Origin of the sequence: Mycobacterium sp. RTGN5, assembly GCF_033804465.1 — a bacterium.
GTDB lineage: Bacteria > Actinomycetota > Actinomycetes > Mycobacteriales > Mycobacteriaceae > Mycobacterium.
Window position 1 is genome coordinate 1,658,156 of the sequence record NZ_JAPZLA010000001.1, and the last position, 16,925, is coordinate 1,675,080.

The 16,925-nt window shown below is 69.7% G+C and carries 14 protein-coding genes; 8 read left to right on the forward strand and 6 right to left on the reverse strand.

What is annotated here, in order from left to right:
- Positions 1-3: 3 nt before the first annotated feature.
- Positions 4-678 carry a TetR/AcrR family transcriptional regulator gene (locus tag SLQ31_RS08135; protein ID WP_319431298.1) on the reverse strand — a complete coding sequence of 225 codons (675 nt, stop codon included), beginning with the start codon at positions 676-678 and terminating at the stop codon, positions 4-6.
- A gap of 163 nt (positions 679-841) precedes the next feature.
- Between SLQ31_RS08135 and SLQ31_RS08140 the strand changes: the two genes are divergently transcribed.
- The 3 genes from SLQ31_RS08140 (at position 842) to SLQ31_RS08150 (ending at position 4,073) form a co-directional block, all read left to right on the forward strand.
- Positions 842-1,885, forward strand: coding sequence for a DUF3152 domain-containing protein (locus SLQ31_RS08140; protein ID WP_319431301.1), 1,044 nt, complete (start codon positions 842-844; stop codon positions 1,883-1,885).
- A 121-nt stretch (positions 1,886-2,006) separates the two neighbouring features.
- Positions 2,007-3,173 carry an adenylyltransferase/sulfurtransferase MoeZ gene (gene moeZ, locus SLQ31_RS08145; RefSeq protein ID WP_319432953.1) on the forward strand — a complete coding sequence of 389 codons (1,167 nt, stop codon included), beginning with the start codon at positions 2,007-2,009 and terminating at the stop codon, positions 3,171-3,173.
- Positions 3,174-3,218: 45 nt separating this feature from the next.
- Positions 3,219-4,073, forward strand: coding sequence for a TIGR02569 family protein (locus tag SLQ31_RS08150; RefSeq protein ID WP_319431303.1), 855 nt, complete (start codon positions 3,219-3,221; stop codon positions 4,071-4,073).
- Here the strand turns inward: SLQ31_RS08150 and SLQ31_RS08155 are convergent.
- Positions 4,070-4,366 (reverse strand): MGMT family protein, encoded by a 297-nt coding sequence (locus tag SLQ31_RS08155; RefSeq protein ID WP_319431305.1) that lies wholly within the window; start codon positions 4,364-4,366, stop codon positions 4,070-4,072. The two genes, SLQ31_RS08150 and SLQ31_RS08155, sit on opposite strands and share 4 nt — an antisense overlap.
- Before the next feature lie 2 nt (positions 4,367-4,368).
- Positions 4,369-5,157 carry an alpha/beta hydrolase gene (locus SLQ31_RS08160; protein WP_319431307.1) on the reverse strand — a complete coding sequence of 263 codons (789 nt, stop codon included), beginning with the start codon at positions 5,155-5,157 and terminating at the stop codon, positions 4,369-4,371.
- A 56-nt stretch (positions 5,158-5,213) separates the two neighbouring features.
- Here SLQ31_RS08160 and SLQ31_RS08165 point away from each other — a divergent pair, with 56 nt between their 5' ends.
- Together SLQ31_RS08165 and SLQ31_RS08170 are read left to right on the forward strand one after the other, a co-directional pair.
- Entirely contained in the window at positions 5,214-8,345 is a 3,132-nt protein-coding gene (locus SLQ31_RS08165; protein WP_319431309.1) for an ATP-dependent DNA helicase, read from the forward strand.
- Positions 8,279-11,566: an ATP-dependent helicase gene (locus tag SLQ31_RS08170; RefSeq protein WP_413641540.1), complete on the forward strand. Its 3,288-nt coding sequence runs from the start codon at positions 8,279-8,281 to the stop codon at positions 11,564-11,566. The genes SLQ31_RS08165 and SLQ31_RS08170 overlap by 67 nt, the downstream gene beginning before the upstream one ends.
- On the opposite strand, the gene SLQ31_RS08175 is transcribed toward SLQ31_RS08170, so the two are convergent.
- Positions 11,541-11,951 carry a MauE/DoxX family redox-associated membrane protein gene (locus tag SLQ31_RS08175; protein WP_319431315.1) on the reverse strand — a complete coding sequence of 137 codons (411 nt, stop codon included), beginning with the start codon at positions 11,949-11,951 and terminating at the stop codon, positions 11,541-11,543. The genes SLQ31_RS08170 and SLQ31_RS08175 overlap by 26 nt on opposite strands.
- Positions 11,952-12,029: 78 nt before the next feature.
- On the opposite strand from SLQ31_RS08175, the gene SLQ31_RS08180 reads away from it, so the two are divergent.
- Positions 12,030-13,103, forward strand: coding sequence for a potassium channel family protein (locus SLQ31_RS08180; RefSeq protein ID WP_319431317.1), 1,074 nt, complete (start codon positions 12,030-12,032; stop codon positions 13,101-13,103).
- Positions 13,104-13,107: 4 nt separating this feature from the next.
- Positions 13,108-14,025, forward strand: coding sequence for an NAD(+) diphosphatase (gene nudC, locus SLQ31_RS08185; protein WP_319431319.1), 918 nt, complete (start codon positions 13,108-13,110; stop codon positions 14,023-14,025).
- Here the strand turns inward: nudC and SLQ31_RS08190 are convergent.
- On the reverse strand, positions 14,022-14,273 hold the full coding sequence (locus tag SLQ31_RS08190) for a mycoredoxin (RefSeq protein ID WP_319431321.1): 252 nt from the start codon (positions 14,271-14,273) through the stop codon (positions 14,022-14,024). The two genes, nudC and SLQ31_RS08190, sit on opposite strands and share 4 nt — an antisense overlap.
- 92 nt (positions 14,274-14,365) lie before the next feature.
- Between SLQ31_RS08190 and SLQ31_RS08195 the strand changes: the two genes are divergently transcribed.
- Positions 14,366-16,465, forward strand: coding sequence for an ATP-dependent DNA helicase UvrD2 (locus SLQ31_RS08195; RefSeq protein WP_319431323.1), 2,100 nt, complete (start codon positions 14,366-14,368; stop codon positions 16,463-16,465).
- Position 16,466: 1 nt separating this feature from the next.
- Here SLQ31_RS08195 and SLQ31_RS08200 read toward each other — a convergent pair whose 3' ends face one another.
- Complete coding sequence (locus SLQ31_RS08200) at positions 16,467-16,907, reverse strand: hypothetical protein (RefSeq protein WP_319431325.1); 441 nt, start codon at positions 16,905-16,907, stop codon at positions 16,467-16,469.
- Positions 16,908-16,925: the final 18 nt, after the last annotated feature.

A 16,925-nucleotide genomic window follows, 5' to 3' on the forward strand; every position in this document is an offset into this window, starting at 1 on the left:
TCGTCAGCCGCGGGTGAGCGGGACGTGTGACAAGCCGCCCCAGGCGAAATGCACCGTCCCGTCGACCGCGGCCTCCTTGGAGACCGGGCGGTCGGCGTTCAGCCAGTAACGCGCGCTGTCCACGCTGATGGCAACCAGCGCGACCGCGATCATCCGGGCCCGGTGCGGATCGAGCCCGGAATCGCGGCTGATCAGGTCGAACACCGCGTCGGTGCACGATTCGGTGGCCAGCTTGACCTGGACCGCGACCTGCGGCTCGCTGATGTAGTCGTTCTCGAAGATCAGCCGGTAGCCCTGGCCGTCGTGCTCGATGAAATCGAAGAAGGCCTGTACCGCCGCGCGCAGTCGCTGCCGGTTGTCGGTGGTCGTGCGCAGGGCTTGCCGCACACCGGACACCAGGTTCTCGACGTGCCGGTTCAGGACCGCCAAATACAGCTCGAGCTTGCTTGAGAAGTGTTGGTACAGAACGGGTTTGCTGACACCGGCGCGATCGGCGATCTCGTCCATGCCGGCGGCGTGATAGCCGCGGTCGACGAATATCTCACTGGCTGCCACCAGCAGCTGGCCCCGTCGCTCATCACGCGGCAGGCGGCTGCCCCGCCGAGCGGTGGGGGCGGGACGGTCGCCACTGGCCGCTCGAGCGGACTTCCGCTCGGCCGCGTTGGCGAGATCGCTCATCGAGTCCTCAATCTGTGTGTGGCTGGACGACAGTGCCCCCGCGCTCGCAGCCTCGTTGAACTGACATTACTACCCGGGCCTGGTTACTCGCCCGTAGCGCGCTGGGGCGATGGTACGGGCGCGCCGGGAGTCTCGTGTTCGGCTGTTGTGCCATCCTGGGTCCGTGACCTACGACCCGGGGCACCGCGGCGGCGGTCGGGTGCCTGTGCTGCGCAACGAGTGGCGTGAGCCGCTGCGCGCGCTGCGGGACCCGTTGGCGGTGGAGCAGGGCCGGGTCAGATCCAATCGGGACCAGCGCCGTCAATGGCGCAAGCAAACGTGGTTGGGCCGGTTCGTCTCGATGTACGGCTGGCGCGCGTACGCGCTGCCGGTGCTGATCGTGCTGACCGGAGTGGTGCTGTATCAAACCATCACCGGAACGGCCGCGCCGGCGACCGAGCCCATCGCTCACGGGGGCGTCGAAAGCCCGCCGACGATCGGGTCAAGTGGCACCGCGATCATCGGCGCGCCGCCCCGTGGGCTGACCGAATTCGACGCCAACCTGCCGACCGGGATCCTGCCCGAGGGCGGGGCGTTCAGCGAAGCGGGAGCCAAGACGTGGCACATCGTGCCGGGCACCTCGCCCAAGGTCGGTGACGGCACCGCGAAGACCTTCACCTACACCGTGGAGATCGAGGACGGCGTCGACACCGCGTCATTCGGCGGTGACGAGGGATTCGCGCGGATGGTCTCCGAGACGCTGAGCAATCCCAAGAGCTGGATCCACAATCCGCAGTTCGGCTTCGAGCGGGTCGATGCCGGCAGTGAGGGCGTCAAGCCCGATTTTCGGGTGTCGCTGACGTCGCCGATGACGGTGCGCGAGGGCTGCGGTTATGAGATCCCGCTGGAATCGTCCTGCTACAACCCCGCCTACGGACCCGACGCCCAGCCGAGGGTGTTCATCAACGAGTCCCGCTGGGTGCGCGGCGCGGTGCCCTTCCAGGGTGACATCGGTTCCTACCGGCAATACCTGGTCAACCACGAAGTGGGCCACGCCATCGGCTATCAGCATCACGAGCCGTGCGACGAGAACGGCGGCCTGGCGCCGGTGATGATGCAGCAGACGTTCTCCACTGCCGATAACGACGCCTCCCGGTTCGACCCGGAGTACGTCAAGGCCGACGGGAAGACGTGCCGGTTCAACCCGTGGCCGTATCCGATCGCCTGAGGCCCCTCGGGAAGCTTTGACGGCTGTTTGCCGTTGATCTGGCCACCTGCTGAGATGGATGGTGAACGTCCGTCGGGCCGCTGTCAGATCGAGCGAATTCGAGGAGTAGCCGGTGTCTCCGTTGCCGCCGCTGGTCGAGCCAGCCGCCGAGCTCACCCGTGACGAGGTCGCGCGCTACAGCCGCCACCTGATCATCCCGGACCTTGGTGTGGACGGACAGAAACGTTTGAAGAACGCCAAGGTGCTGGTGATCGGCGCCGGCGGCCTGGGTTCGCCGGCGCTGCTGTACCTGGCCGCCGCCGGGGTCGGCACGATCGGCATCGTCGAATTCGACGTGGTCGACGAGTCCAACCTGCAGCGCCAGATCATCCACGGGCAATCCGACATCGGCCGGTCCAAGGCCGAGAGCGCCCGAGACTCCGTGCTCGAGGTCAACCCGCTGGTCACCGTGCACCTGCACGAACTGCGGCTGGAACCCGAGAACGCGGTGCCGCTGTTCGAGCAGTACGACCTCATCCTCGACGGCACCGACAACTTCGCGACCCGTTACCTGGTCAACGACGCCGCGGTGCTGGCGCACAAGCCCTACGTGTGGGGCTCGATCTACCGCTTCGAGGGACAGGCCTCGGTGTTCTGGGAGGACGCACCCGGCGGGCTGGGCCTGAACTATCGCGACCTCTACCCCGAGCCGCCGCCCCCGGGCATGGTCCCGTCGTGCGCCGAAGGCGGTGTCCTCGGGATCCTGTGCGCCTCGATCGCGTCGATCATGGGCACCGAGGCCATCAAGCTCATCACCGGGATCGGGGACACCCTCCTGGGCCGGCTGATGGTGTACGACGCGCTGGACATGACCTATCGCACGATCCGGATCCGCAAAGATCCCGAGACGCCGAAGATCACCGAGCTCATCGACTACGAGTCGTTCTGCGGCGTGGTGTCCGACGAAGCGGTCGACGCCGCGCAGGATTCGACGGTCACCCCCCGGGAGCTGCAGGATCTGCTCGATTCAGGCAAGAAGTTCGCGCTGATCGACGTCCGCGAGCCGGTGGAGTGGGAGATCAACCACATCACCGGCGCCGAACTCATCCCCAAGTCGGTGATCGAGTCCGGCGAAGGTCTGAGCAGGTTGCCGCACGACCGCGTCCCAGTGCTCTACTGCAAGACCGGAGTGCGCTCGGCCGAGGCATTGGCCGTGGTGAAGAAGGCCGGTTTCGCCGATGCCCTGCACTTGCAGGGCGGCATCGTCGCCTGGGCAAAGCAAATCGATCCCGACATGGTGATCTACTGACAGCTACTTTGCGTTCCGACAACCTAGGCTGTCGGGGTGGACGGGGTGACTGATGAGCGCCCGCCTGAGCATGTCCTGGCGACGTTCGGTCTCAAAGGGCAAGATCCTGAACCGCTCGGTGCGGGCTGGGAGGGCGGCTTCAAGTGCGGCGAGGTAGTGCTGTCGGTGATTGCCGACCACGCCCGTGCTGCTTGGTCGGCGAAGGCCCGCGAGACGTTGTTCATCGACGGGGTCCGGCTGGCCCGTCCGGTGCGCTCGACCGACGGCCGCTATGTGGTGTCGGGTTGGCGGGCAGACACATTCGTCGCCGGCACTCCTGAACCCCGCCACGACGAGGTCGTCTCGGCCGGGGTGCGTCTGCATGAGGCCACCGCCAAGCTGGAACGGCCCCGCTTCCTGACCCAGGCGCCGGTGGTGCCGTGGAGTGATGTCGACGTGTTCATCGCCGCCGATCGCGCGGCGTGGGAGGAGCGTCCGCTGCACTCGCTGCCGCCCGGCGCGGTGGTGGCACCCGGCACGGCCGATGGCGAGCGGTCGGTGGAGCTGATCAATCAGTTGGCCGGGTTGCGTAAGCCGACCAAGAGCCCCAACCAACTGGTCCACGGCGATCTGTACGGCACCGTCCTGTTCGCCGGGACGGCCGCGCCGGGCATCACCGACATCACCCCGTACTGGCGGCCGGCACCGTGGGCGGCCGGCGTGGTGGTCGTCGACGCACTGGCGTGGGGCGAGGCCGACGACGGCTTGATCGAGCGGTGGGATGCGCTGCCGGAGTGGCCGCAGATGTTGTTGCGCGCCTTGATGTTCCGGCTCGCTGTGCATGCACTGCATCCGCGCTCGACGGCGGCCGCGTTCCCGGGTTTGGCCCGCACCGCCGCGCTGATCAGGCTGGTTCTCTAGAACTCGTGGCGGGCTTCGGACAGATTCACCCGGCCGTCACTGGCCAGCAGTCCTTCGGCCCGTAGCAGCTCCAGCTGACGCGTCACCAGGTGAGCTGCCGGCCGGCCGGACGCGGTGATCACCCGATGCCACGGCAAATCCGAGGAATCGGTGCGCATGATCCAGCCGACGATGCGCGGGCTGGAAAGCTTTGCCGCCGAAGCGATATCGCCGTAGGTGGCAACCCGGCCCGCGGGTATCGACGCCACCAGCCGGCGCACCAGCTCGACCTGCTCGTCGGTAACCGCGGCCATTCCTAGCGTGCCCCGAGCAGGTCCACGATGACCTTGGCGGTCTCCTCCGGTTTGGCGTTGGGAACCATGTGCTGGCAGGCGACGTCGACCAGGGTGAAGTCCGCGCCGAGCCGGCTCGACAGGCCGTCGAGCAGTTCGGGGCCGACATACGGCGGGTCCGTCCACTGCGCCCGCACCAGCGTCGTCGGAGTTCCGCTGCGCGGCAGCACGATATCGCGGGCCAACTCGCTCCAGTACGACATCATCGCGGGCACGCAGATCCGCCAGCCGTACCGGCCGTTGGGTAGTGCGATGAGATGCTCGTCGAGATCCTCGTCGAGGTCGGCCGGATCGACATCGGCCCAGGAGCCGCTGAACTTCTCGGTGCGAGCCTGGTCCCGGTCGGGGTAGTCCGGCGAGGCCAGCATGGACTCCGAGATCTCGTGCATCCACTGCCCGTCCAGGCCGATCGCCGGATCCAGCAGCACCAGCCCGGACACCAGATCGGGGCATGCCGCGGCCAGGTGGAGGGCGATCGCGCCGCCGAAGGAGTGTCCCACCACCAGGACTGGGCCGTCGGCGTCGTTCTCCACCAGGGTGGCCAGCGCGGCGATGTTGGCGTCGATCGTCCACGGCGCCGACCATGAGGAGCGGCCGTGTCCGATCAGATCGGGTGCGGCCACCGCGATTTCGGGCAGGTGCCCTTCTGCCAGCCTGCGCCAGCGGTAGCCGTGGCCGGTGAGGCCGTGGATGGCCAGGACCTGGATGGGTCCGGCCGGGCCGAATCGGTGGACGTGAAGGTGGTGGGTCACGGGCTTCATGCTGCCAGTTCCCGAACTTGTCGGAGCCTGGTGGTGTCATAGCCGGCATGAGCACGCCCGCATTCGTCGTCGAGGTGACCGAGCCGTCGGATGTGTTGCGCCCGGAACTGCGTGGCACGGTGCGTGTCGTCGGTGGGCCGGGCACGGGCAAGACCAGCCTGCTGGTGGCGGCCGCCGCCGCGCATATCGCCGCCGGGACCGACCCGGAATCGGTTCTGCTGCTGACGGGTTCGGGCCGGCTGGCGGCCGCCACCCGCAGCAAGCTGACCGGCGAGCTGCTCGCCGCGCGCTCGGCGCAGCCGTGCCGTGCGGTGGTGCGTGAGCCGCTGGTCCGGTCCGTGCACAGTTACGCGTTCGCGGTGTTACGGCAGGCCGCAGCCCGGGCGGGCGATCCGCCGCCACGCCTGGTCACCGGGGCCGAGCAGGACGGCATCATCCGTGAACTGCTCGCCGGTGACCTCGAGGACGGCGACAAGTCGGCATCGCGATGGCCGCAGGTGCTGCGGCCCGCGCTGACCACCGCCGGGTTCGCCACCGAACTGCGCGATCTGCTGGCCCGCTGCGCCGAACGCGGTGTGGACCCCCTGCATCTGCAACGCATCGGCCGGCTGTCCGGGCGGCCCGAGTGGGCGGCCGCGGGCCGGTTCGCCCAGCAGTACGAACAGGTGATGCTGCTGCGCGCGGCCGTCGGCACCGCCGCACCGCAGGCCACCGTGCCCGCGCTGGGCGCGGCCGAGTTGGTGGGTGCCGCCCTGGAGGCCCTGGCCGCCGACGCCGAGCTGCTGGCCGCCGAACGGTCCCGCGTGCGCCTGCTGCTCGTCGACGACGCCCAGCACCTCGATCCACAGGCCGCGCGGCTGGTCCGGGTGCTGGCGGCCGGGGCCGAGCTGACCCTGCTGGCTGGTGATCCCAATCAGGCGGTCTTCGGCTTCCGGGGCGCCGACCCGGCTGTGCTGACCGAGGCCGACACCCCGCTGGTCGAATTGACCCGGTCGTACCGGTGCGCGCCCGCGGTGGCCGGCGCGATCAGCGGGATCGCCGCCGGGCTGCCCGGCAACAGCGCGTGGCGCAGGCTGGACGGCAACACCGACGACGACGGATCGGTGCGCGTGCGGGTGGCCGGCTCGGCGCACGCCGAGGCGGCGCTGATCGCGGACACGCTGCGCCGAGCGCACCTCGTCGACGGGGTGCCGTGGTCGCAGCTGGCTGTCATCGTCCGCTCGCCCTCGGCCGCCGCGGCGCTGCCAAGGGCGCTGGCCGGCGCCGGTGTCCCGGTCGCCGCGGCCCAGCTGGCCGGACCGGTCGCCGACCAGCCGGCCGCACAGGCCTTGTTGGCGGTGCTGGCCGCGACCGCCGACGGCCTGGACCGCGAGCAGGCGGTGTCGTTGCTAACCGGGCCGATCGGCCGGGTCGACCCGGTCACCCTTCGCCAGTTGCGTCGGGCGTTGCGCCGCAACGGCTCCGGTGATTTCGGCGACCAACTCGTCGCGGCGCTCACCGCCGGCCCGGTCAACCTGCCGGCGACGCTGGCCCGTCCGGTCAACCGAGTGCGCGCGGTGCTGACGGCGGCAGGCCGCGGGCACCGGCGGCACCGCGACCCCCGTTACACCCTGTGGCAGGCGTGGGAGCGCAGCGGTCTGCAGCGGCGCTGGCTGTCGACGGCTGAGCGCGGCGGCACCGAGGGCGCGTTGGCAGACCGCAATCTGGAAGCCGTCACCGCACTGTTCGACATCGCCGACGACTACGTCGCTAGGACCACCGGCGCGTCACTGGCCGGATTGCTCGATCATATTGCGGGCCTGCAACTTCCACCGGTCAGCGCGGATGGCTTCTCGGCGTCCGAGACGGTGGCTGTGCTCAGCCCGCACGCCGCGCTGGACCGGGACTGGGATCTGGTGATCATTGCCGGGCTGCAGGACGGGTTGTGGCCCAACACCACACCGCGCGGTGGGGTGTTGGGCACCCAGCGGTTACTCGACGCGCTGGACGGCCTCGGCGATGACGTGTCGGCGCGGGCGCCGCTACTGGCCGAGGAACGCAGGCTGCTCATCGCCGCGATGGGCCGGGCCCGGCGCGGACTGTTGATCACCGCCGTCGACAGCGACGCCGGCGACGGCGCTGCGCTGCCGTCGCCGTTCGTCGCCGAGCTCGCCGAGTACACGACCGCTGAGGTCACCGAGCCGGCTGCGCCGGCCGTCGCGCCGCCGGTGCTCGCACCGGCGGCGGTCGTCGGCCGGCTGCGCGCGGTGGCGTGCGCACCGGCCGGCGCCGTCACCGACGGTGAACGTGCCACGGCTGCACAGCAATTGGCGCGGTTGGCGGCCGACGGCGTGCCAGGCGCCGATCCTGCGCAGTGGTACGGCATGACGACCGTCAGCACGCTGGAGCCACTGTGGAGCGGTGATGAGCACACCGTCACGCTGAGCCCGTCGACGTTGCAGACCCTCGCCGACTGCCCGCTGCGCTGGCTGGCCGAGCGCCACGGCGGCGCCGACCGCCGTGATCTGCGTTCCAGCCTGGGCTCGGTGGTGCATGCGCTGATCGCCGACTCGGTGACCAGTGCGGAACAGTTGGTCGCGAAGCTGGAAACACTGTGGAGCACATTGCCGTTCGATTCGCCGTGGTATGCCGACAACGAGCTGGAGCGGCACCGGGCCATGCTGGCGGCATTCGTGGCGTGGCGGTCGGCCACCCGCCACGAACTCACCGAGATCGGTACCGAGATCGATGTCGACGGGGTGATCGCCGCTTCGGACGGGGAGGGCCCCGGGGTGCGGGTCCGCGGGCGAGTCGACCGGCTGGAGCGCGACGCCGAAGGCCGGCTGGTGATCGTCGACGTCAAGACCGGCAAGAGCCCGGTGACCAAGGATCAGGCGCAGCGCCACGCTCAGCTCGGGCTCTACCAGTTGGCGGTCGCCGACGGGGCGCTCGCCGACGGCGATCGCCCCGGCGGCGGCCGGCTGGTGTACGTCGCCAAGCCCAATGCGTCGGGCGCCACCGAACGCGAGCAGTCCGCCCTGACCCCGGACAGCGCAGCCGAATGGCGACAGACCGTGCAGCAGGCCGCTGGTGCGACCGCGGGGCCGCAGTTCCTCGCCCGCGTCAACGACGGGTGCACCCACTGCCCGATGCGGGCGGCCTGCCCCGCGCACACCGCGCCCCGAACGGAGTCGTCATGACCTACAGTCCCACCGAACTGGCTGAGGCCCTTGGCCTTCCGACCCCCACCGACGAGCAGGCCGCGGTCATCGCCGCCCCGCCCGGGCCGCTGGTCGTCATCGCCGGGGCCGGTGCGGGCAAGACCGAGACCATGGCGGCACGGGTGGTGTGGTTGGTGGCCAACGGATTCGCCGATCCGGGGCAGGTTCTCGGCCTGACCTTCACCCGCAAGGCGTCCGGGCAGCTGCTGCGCCGGGTGCGGTCCCGGCTGGCCCGGCTGGCCGGCCATCTCGGTGGTAGCGCGCAGCTGGGTGCGCCGACGGTCAGCACCTATCACGCGTTCGCCGGTGCGCTGCTGCGCGAGTTCGGACCGCTGCTCCCGGTGGAGCCCGACGCCCGGCTGATGAGCGAAACCGAGTTGTGGCAGCTGGCTTTCGAGGTGGTCAGTAGTTATCCCGGTCCGCTGGACACCGAGAAGGATCCCGCCGCCGTCACCGCGATGGTGCTGCGGCTGTCCGGCGATCTCGCCGAGCACCTCGTCGATACCGACCAGCTGCTGGACACCCACCTCGAACTCGAACGTCTGGTCCACCACCTGCCGGCCGGGCGCTACCAGCGTGACCGCGGCCCCAGCCAGTGGCTGCTGAGCATGCTGGCCACCCAGACCGAACGCACGGCGCTGGTACCGCTGATCGACGCACTGCATGAGCGGATGCGTGTCGACAAGGTGATGGACTTCGGTTCGCAGATGTCGGCGGCAGCGCGGCTGGCATCGGGCTGCCCGCAGGTGGGGGAGCAGCTGCGGGACCGGTTCCGGGTCGTTCTGCTCGACGAATACCAGGACACCGGGCATGCCCAGCGGATCGCGCTGTCCGCGTTGTTCGGTGCCGGCGCCGACGAGGGGCTGGCGCTGACGGCGGTCGGGGATCCGATCCAGTCCATCTACGGCTGGCGTGGGGCGTCGGCGACCAACCTGCCGCGCTTCACCACCGACTTTCCGCGCCCGGACGGCTCGCCGGCGCCGACCCTCGAGCTGCGGACCAGCTGGCGCAATCCGCCCAGCACGCTGCACATCGCCAACGCCATCTCGGCCGAAGCCCGTCGCCGGTCGGTTGCGGTGCGCGCGTTGCGAGCCCGTCCCGGCGCCGAGCCCGGCACGGTGCGCTGTGCCTTGCTCACCGATGTCGCCACCGAGCGGGAATGGATCGCCGACCACATCGCCGAGCGCTACGCAGCCGCACCTGACCAGCCGCCGACCGCCGCGGTCCTGGTACGCCGCAACGCCGATGCCGGTCCGATCGCCGAGGCGCTGAGTGCCCGTGGTGTTCCGGTGGAGGTGGTCGGCCTGGCCGGGCTGCTGTCGATCCCCGAGGTGGCAGACGTGGTGGCGATGGTGCGGCTGGTCGCCGACCCGGCCGCCGGGGCGGCGGCCATGCGGGTGTTGACCGGCCCGCGCTGGCAACTGGGTGCCCGCGACCTCACCGCGCTGTGGCGCCGCGCCGTCGTACTCGACGGCGCTCGGCCGTCGACCGCGACCGCCGAGCAGATCATCGCGGCGGCCGCACCCGACGCCGACACCGCGAGCCTGGCCGATGCGCTCGCCGATCCCGGGCCACCGGCGACGTACTCCGTCGACGGCCATCGGCGCATCACCAATCTGGCCGGCGAACTGGCAAGACTGAGAACACTTCTGGGACATCCGGTCACCGAACTCGTCGGTGAGGTGCGCCGCACCCTCGGGGTCGACGTGGAAGTGAGGGCCGCCCGGCCGGTCGTCGCCGGCTGGGCCGGCGCCGAGCACCTGGACCGGTTCGCCGAGGTCGTGGCCGACTACGCAGGCCGGCCGCACGCATGTGTCGAGGGCCTGCTGGCGTACCTCGATGCGGCCGCGGTCGTGGAGAACGGACTGGCCCCCGCCGAGGTCAGCGTGGCCACCGGGCGGGTGCAGGTGCTGACCATCCATGCCGCCAAAGGGCTGGAGTGGCAGGTGGTGGCTGTCCCGCACCTGTCCGCGAGGGTGTTTCCGTCCACGGCGTCCAAGCGCACCTGGCTGACCGATCCGGCCGATCTGCCGCCGCTGCTGCGGGGCGACCGGGCCGCCGCCGGCCTGCACGGGGTACCGGTTCTGGATACCTCAGCCGTCAACGACCGAAAAGCATTGTCCGACACCATCATGGCGCACCGTAATCAACTCGAGCAGCGCCGCCTCGACGAGGAGCGCAGGCTGCTCTACGTCGCGATCACCCGGGCCGAGGACACCCTGCTGCTCTCGGGCCACCACTGGGGTGTCAGCGAAAGCAAGCCCCGCGGGCCTTCGGATTTCCTGCGGGAGATCAAAGACATCATCGATGACGCCGCGGCGGCGGGCGAGCCGTGCGGCGAGGTGGAGCAGTGGGCCCCATCGCCCGCTGAGGGCGATCGGAACCCGCTGCGCGACAACGCCCGCGAAGCGATCTGGCCCGCCGATCCGCTCGGGCGGGCCCGCGCCGACATCGAAGATGGGGCCGCACTGGTCCGAGCGGCACTGGCAGGCACAGTCACCGACTCCGGTGAGGACCCCGAGGGCTGGGCCGCCGACGTCGACGCGCTGCTGGCCGAGCGGTCCCGCATCGCCGCGCCGCCGCCTGCCGAGCTGCCCGGCCAATTGTCGGTCAGCGCACTGGTCGAGCTGGACCGGGATCCGGCGGCGCTGCGTCGGCTGACCCGCCGGCTGCCGTCACGCCCGGACCCGCACGCGATCCTGGGCACCGCGTTTCACGAGTGGGTGCAACGGTTCTACGGCGCCGAGCGGCTGTTCGATCTCGACGACCTGCCGGGCGCCGTCGACGGCGCTGCCCGCGACACCGAGGAGCTCGCTGCCCTGCAGGCGGCGTTCACCGAGTCGCCGTGGGCGGCGCGCTCCCCGGTGGACGTGGAGGTGCCGTTCGAGATGGCGATCGGCGAGACCGTCGTGCGCGGCCGGATCGACGCGGTGTTCGCCGACCCCGACGGCGGCATGACCGTCGTCGACTGGAAGACCGGCGAACCACCGAAAGACGAAGACGCGCAACGGCACGCCGCCGTCCAGCTCGCGGTCTACCGGCTGGCCTGGGCCGCGCTGCGCGGCTGCCCGGAGGAGACCGTGCGTGCGGCGTTTCACTATGTGCGCGCGGGTATCACCGTGACGCCGGAAAACCTTTCCGGCCCAGATGAATTGGTGGCGCTGCTGGCCCGCTCTAGTAGCGCGGTGCGTTGCGCCTGATCGCGAGGGCCTGGGTGATCATCGGAATCTGCAACGGCAGCCGGGCGATGGCAACCAGCTTCATCGGCAACGGCTTGTCCCACCACAACCGGACCATGTTCGCGTTCGCCGGGAGCACCGCCAGGTACAGCAGGATCGCCGCCAGCGCACCCGCACGGCGGGTCCGCGGCACCAGCAGCATGGCTCCGATACCGACCTCGGCGACCCCGGACGCGTAGGTATAGAACCGGGCGTCGCCGGGTAGTTCGGCGGGCACGATGTCATCGAACGGCTTCGGCGCGGCAAAGTGCCCGACACCGATGCCGATGAGCATCGCGGCGGCTCGGTAGGCGGGCACCTGGCTGGGGCTGCGTTGGGGTTCGAGTTCGGTAGTCGTCGTCGGCATAGGTACATAATGCTGGAGTGGTGGCACCCGGTGCGAGAGGTATGGGGCTGAGAGGTTCGGGCGAGATGACGGAGTCGCGTGGCCAAGGGTAGGTTGCGGCGCAGGCTCGAGGCGATCGACGAGAACCTGGCAGCCAAGCCCGACAGCGCGCTCGTCGACTATCTCCATATCCCGGACAAGTTCGTCAGCCCGGGGCGTCGCATCGCTCGCCGATTGTTGTACGGCCTGACGGCGCTGTTCGCCGCGGTGATCATCGTCTACCTCGACCGCGACGGTTATCGCGACGTCCGCGGCGAATCGATGACCTTCCTGGACTGCCTCTACTACGCCACGGTGTCGCTGTCGACCACCGGCTACGGCGACATCACCCCCTTCACCGAGCAGTCGCGCCTGATCAACGTCCTGGTCATCACTCCGCTTCGGGTGGCGTTCCTGATCGTGTTGGTCGGTACCACCGTCGAAACCCTGACCACGGCGTCGCGGCAGGCTCTGAAGATCCAGCGTTGGAGGAACAGCGTGCGCAACCACACCGTCGTCATCGGTTACGGCACGAAAGGCAGGACGGCGGTGGCCGCGATGATCGGTGACGGCGCCGCACCCGCCGACATCGTCGTCGTCGACACCGACCAGACCTCACTGGACCGGGCCAACGCGGCCGGGCTGGTCACCGTGCGCGGTGACGCCAACAAGTCCGACGTGCTGCGGTTGGCCGGTGCCCAGCACGCCACCTCGATCATCGTTGCCACCAACAGCGACCCGACCGCGGTGCTGGTCACCCTGACCGCCCGGGAGCTGGCCCCCAAGGCCAAGATCATCGCCTCGGTCCGGGAAGCCGAAAACCAGCACCTGCTGCGCCAGTCCGGCGCCGATTCGGTGGTGGTGTCCTCGGAGACCGCGGGCCGCCTGCTCGGCATCGCCACCAGCGCCCCGAGCGTGGTGGAGATGATCGAAGACCTGTTGACGCCGGATGCCGGTTTCGCGATCGCCGAGCGAGAGGTCGAGCACAAGGAGGTCGGCGGTTCGCCGCGGCACCTGCCCGACATCGTGTTGGGCGTGATGCGCGACGGCAAGCTGCTGCGCGTGGACGACCCCACGGTCGACGCGTTGGAGACCACCGACCGGTTGCTCTACGTCCGCACCGCCGGAGACTGAGCGCGTGGCTTTCCGACTGCGCAACGTTCCGGTGCTCTCCCGGGTGGGCGCCGACCGTGCCGACCACCTACGTACCGATATCGACGCCGCGATCGCCGGCTGGGCCGATGCCGCCGTGCTGCGCGTCGACCACCGCAACCAGGTGATGATCGCCGACGGCCGGGTGCTGCTGGGTTCGGCGGCCAAACTGGGGGACAAGCCACCGGTCGACGCGGTGTTCTTGGGCCGCCTGCAGGACGACCGCCACGTGTGGGCGGTGCGCGCCGCGCTGGAAGCCCCCGACGACGGCGAGGCCGAGGTGTCGGACCTGCGCCGTGGCGGGCCGGTGTTCGACGACGCCAGCGCTCAGCTGGTGGCCTCGGCGCTGGCGCTGCTGAACTGGCACGACCACGCCCGCTACAGCGCGGTCGACGGCTCCCCGACAAAAGCGATCAAGGCCGGCTGGTCGCGGGTCAATCCGCTCACCGGTCACGAGGAGTTCCCCCGGATCGACCCGGCCATCATCGTGTTGATTCACGACGGGCACGACCGGGCGGTACTCGCTCGCCAGACCGCGTGGCCGCAGCGGCTGTTCTCGTTGCTGGCCGGGTTCGTCGAGGCCGGCGAGTCGTTCGAATCCTGCGTGGCGCGCGAGGTCGCCGAGGAGGTCGGCCTGGCGGTCACCGACGTCGAATACCTGGGCAGTCAGCCGTGGCCGTTCCCGCGGTCACTGATGGTGGGATTCCATGCCATCGGTGACCCCGAGCAGGAGTTCGTCTTTCACGACGGCGAGATCGCCGAGGCGGCATGGTTCACCCGGGCCGAGGTGCGCGAGGCGCTCGAACAGGGCGACTGGAGCAGTGAATCGACCTCGCGGCTGCTGCTGCCCGGATCGATCTCGATCGCCCGCGAGATCATCGAATCCTGGGCCGCGCAAGATTAAGACGCGAGCTTGGCCTGTACGTCTTTGAGGCTGGGGTTGGTCAGCGCGCTGCCGTCGGCGAACTTCACCGTCGGGACGGTCTGGTTGCCGTTGTTCACCGACATCACGAATTGGGCGGCGTCCGGGTCGTACTCGATGTCGACCTCGGTGAAGGAGATACCCGCCGATTTCAGCGCGGTCTTCAGTCGCTTGCAGTAACCACACCAGACGGTGCTGTACATCGTGAGCTGGGCATCACTGGCACTCATAAGTCCAACAACCTATCCGAGACCGCATACATGCCCGCAACCGGCGCGGCGCGCAGCGCGAAATGTCGCCACCCCCTGCCAAGATGGAGCCCATGCCGGTGACCACCGATCAGTTGACCGGCCTCGACGACGAACAGCGCGAAGCCGTGCTGGCCGCCCGCGGGCCGGTATGTGTGCTCGCCGGCGCCGGTACCGGCAAGACGCGCACCATCACCCACCGCATCGCCCACCTGGTCGCCAGCGGTCACGTCGCAGCCGGTCAGGTACTGGCCGTGACGTTCACCTCCCGCGCCGCCGGCGAGATGCGCGCCCGCCTGCGTGCCATGGACGCCGCCGGTGATTCCGGCGCCGCCGTCGGCTCGGTGCAAGCGTTGACGTTCCACGCCGCGGCCCGCCGCCAACTGCAGTACTTCTGGCCCCGGGTGGTCGGCGACACCGGCTGGCAGCTGCTGGACACCAAGTTCAGCGTCGTCGCGCAGGCGGCCAGCCGCAGCCGGCTTCAGGTCAGCACCGACAACGTCCGCGACCTCGCCGGCGAAATCGAATGGGCCAAGGCCTCATTGATCAGCCCCGAGGGATATGCCGCCGCAGTGGCCAAAGTCTCGCGCGACATCCCACTGGACGCCGAGAAGGTCGCCACCGTCTACGCCGCGTACGAAAAACTCAAAGCCAACCGCGACGGGATAGCGCTGCTCGATTTCGACGACCTGCTGCTGCACACCGCCGGGGCGATCGAGAACGACGCGGCAGTGGCGGCCGAATTCCGGGACCGGTACCGCTGTTTCGTCGTTGACGAGTATCAGGACGTCACCCCGCTGCAGCAGCGGGTGCTCGACGCGTGGCTGGGCAACCGTGACGACCTGACCGTCGTCGGTGATGCCAACCAGACCATCTACTCGTTCACCGGTGCCTCGCCGCGCTTCCTTCTCGACTTCTCCCGCCAGTTCCCGGAGGCGACGGTGGTTCGCCTGGAGCGCGACTACCGCTCCACGCCGCAGGTGGTCTCGTTGGCCAACCGGGTGATCGCCGCCGCGCGCGGCCGGGTGGCCGGCAGCAAGCTGCACCTGATCGGTCAGCGTGACCCCGGTCCGTCGCCCACGTTCCACGAACACCCCGACGAGATTGCTGAGGCGGCGTCGGTCGCTCGCTCGATCAAGGCGCTCGTCGAATCCGGAACGGCGCCAGCCGAAATCGCGGTGCTCTACCGCATCAATGCCCAGTCCGAGGCGTACGAAGAGGCGCTGACCGAGGCGGGTATCCCGTTCCAGGTGCGCGGCGGGGAGGGTTTCTTCAGTCGTCAGGAGATCCGCCAGTCGCTGGTCGCTCTGCAGCGCGCGGCGGACAGGGGAGCCGAGGGCGACCTGCCGGAAGTGGTCCGCACCCTTCTGGAACCGCTCGGCCTCACCGCCGAACCGCCGCCGGGCACCAAAGCCAGGGAGCGGTGGGAGGCGCTGACCGCGCTGGCCGAGCTGGTCGACGACGAGGTCGCTGCGCGCCCGCAGCTCGAATTCCCGGCACTGGTGGCCGAATTGCGGATGCGCGCTGATGCCCGCCACCCACCTGTGGTGCAGGGCGTGACGCTGGCATCGCTGCACGCCGCCAAGGGCCTGGAATGGGACGCGGTGTTCCTGGTCGGCGTGGCCGACGGCACACTGCCGATCTCGCACGCGCTGGCCCACGGTCCGGACAGTGAAGCGGTGGAGGAGGAGCGGCGCCTGTTGTACGTCGGAATCACCCGAGCCCGAATGCATTTGGAGCTCAGCTGGGCTCTGGCGCGCACCCCTGGCGGCCGCCAGGGCCGACGGCCGTCGCGTTTCCTCAACGGCATCGCCCCGCAAACCCAGGCCGAGCCGACACCGAACAAGCCGCGCCGGCAGAAAGGCGCCACCCCGCGCTGCCGGGTGTGCAATGCGGTCCTGGCCACCGCGCCGTCAATCATGTTGCGCCGCTGCGAAACCTGCTCGGTCGACATCGACGACGAACTACTGTCCCAGCTCAAGGACTGGCGGCTGCGCACCGCCAAGGAACTGAAAGTTCCTGCCTACGTGGTCTTCACCGACAACACGCTGATCGCGATCGCCGAATCGCTACCCGCCGACGACGCGGCGCTGGTGGCGATCCCCGGCATCGGTGCGCGCAAGCTCGAGCAGTTCGGCCCTGACGTGCTGGACCTGGTGCGCGGACGCCAATAGGTCAGTGGCCGGGACCGTAGTTCCCTGTCCTGGTGGTCGCATTGGTCCCGTTGTGCGCGCTTCCGGATGTGCCCTGGCCCGTGTAGCTGTTGACGTCACCGACGCCTTGAGTCGCCGTACCGCCCGGGTGGTTGGCGGTCGCGCCGCCGGTGTAGCTCGATGGGCCGCCCACCCCGAGGGTGGCGGCCGTGCAGTTGTGGTGGCACAAGCCGTGGGACGTCGAGCCGCCGGTGTAGCTAGACGCGTCGCCGACACCGAGGGTCGGTCCGAAGCCGGCGCCCGTCACTGCTCCGGATTCGCCGCCGGCTGGGCTGTCGGCCGCAGCGACGGGCGAGCCTATCAACGCGATCGCCGCGGATAGCGCGGCAGCCGCGACCACCCGAATATTTCGGCGGTGATGAATCAAACTGTGTTTGAGGTCATTTCGTGGTACCTGATCCATACCTCAAGAATGGCTGGG

Coding starts and splice junctions, on each gene's coding strand:
- SLQ31_RS08195 (WP_319431323.1), top strand. CDS start 14,366: ATGCCGGTGACCACCGATCAGTTGACCGGCCTCGACGACGAACAGCGC.
- SLQ31_RS08135 (WP_319431298.1), bottom strand. CDS start 678: ATGAGCGATCTCGCCAACGCGGCCGAGCGGAAGTCCGCTCGAGCGGCC.
- SLQ31_RS08155 (WP_319431305.1), bottom strand. CDS start 4,366: ATGGCCGCGGTTACCGACGAGCAGGTCGAGCTGGTGCGCCGGCTGGTG.
- SLQ31_RS08165 (WP_319431309.1), top strand. CDS start 5,214: ATGAGCACGCCCGCATTCGTCGTCGAGGTGACCGAGCCGTCGGATGTG.
- SLQ31_RS08200 (WP_319431325.1), bottom strand. CDS start 16,907: ATGGATCAGGTACCACGAAATGACCTCAAACACAGTTTGATTCATCAC.
- SLQ31_RS08190 (WP_319431321.1), bottom strand. CDS start 14,273: ATGAGTGCCAGTGATGCCCAGCTCACGATGTACAGCACCGTCTGGTGT.
- SLQ31_RS08175 (WP_319431315.1), bottom strand. CDS start 11,951: ATGCCGACGACGACTACCGAACTCGAACCCCAACGCAGCCCCAGCCAG.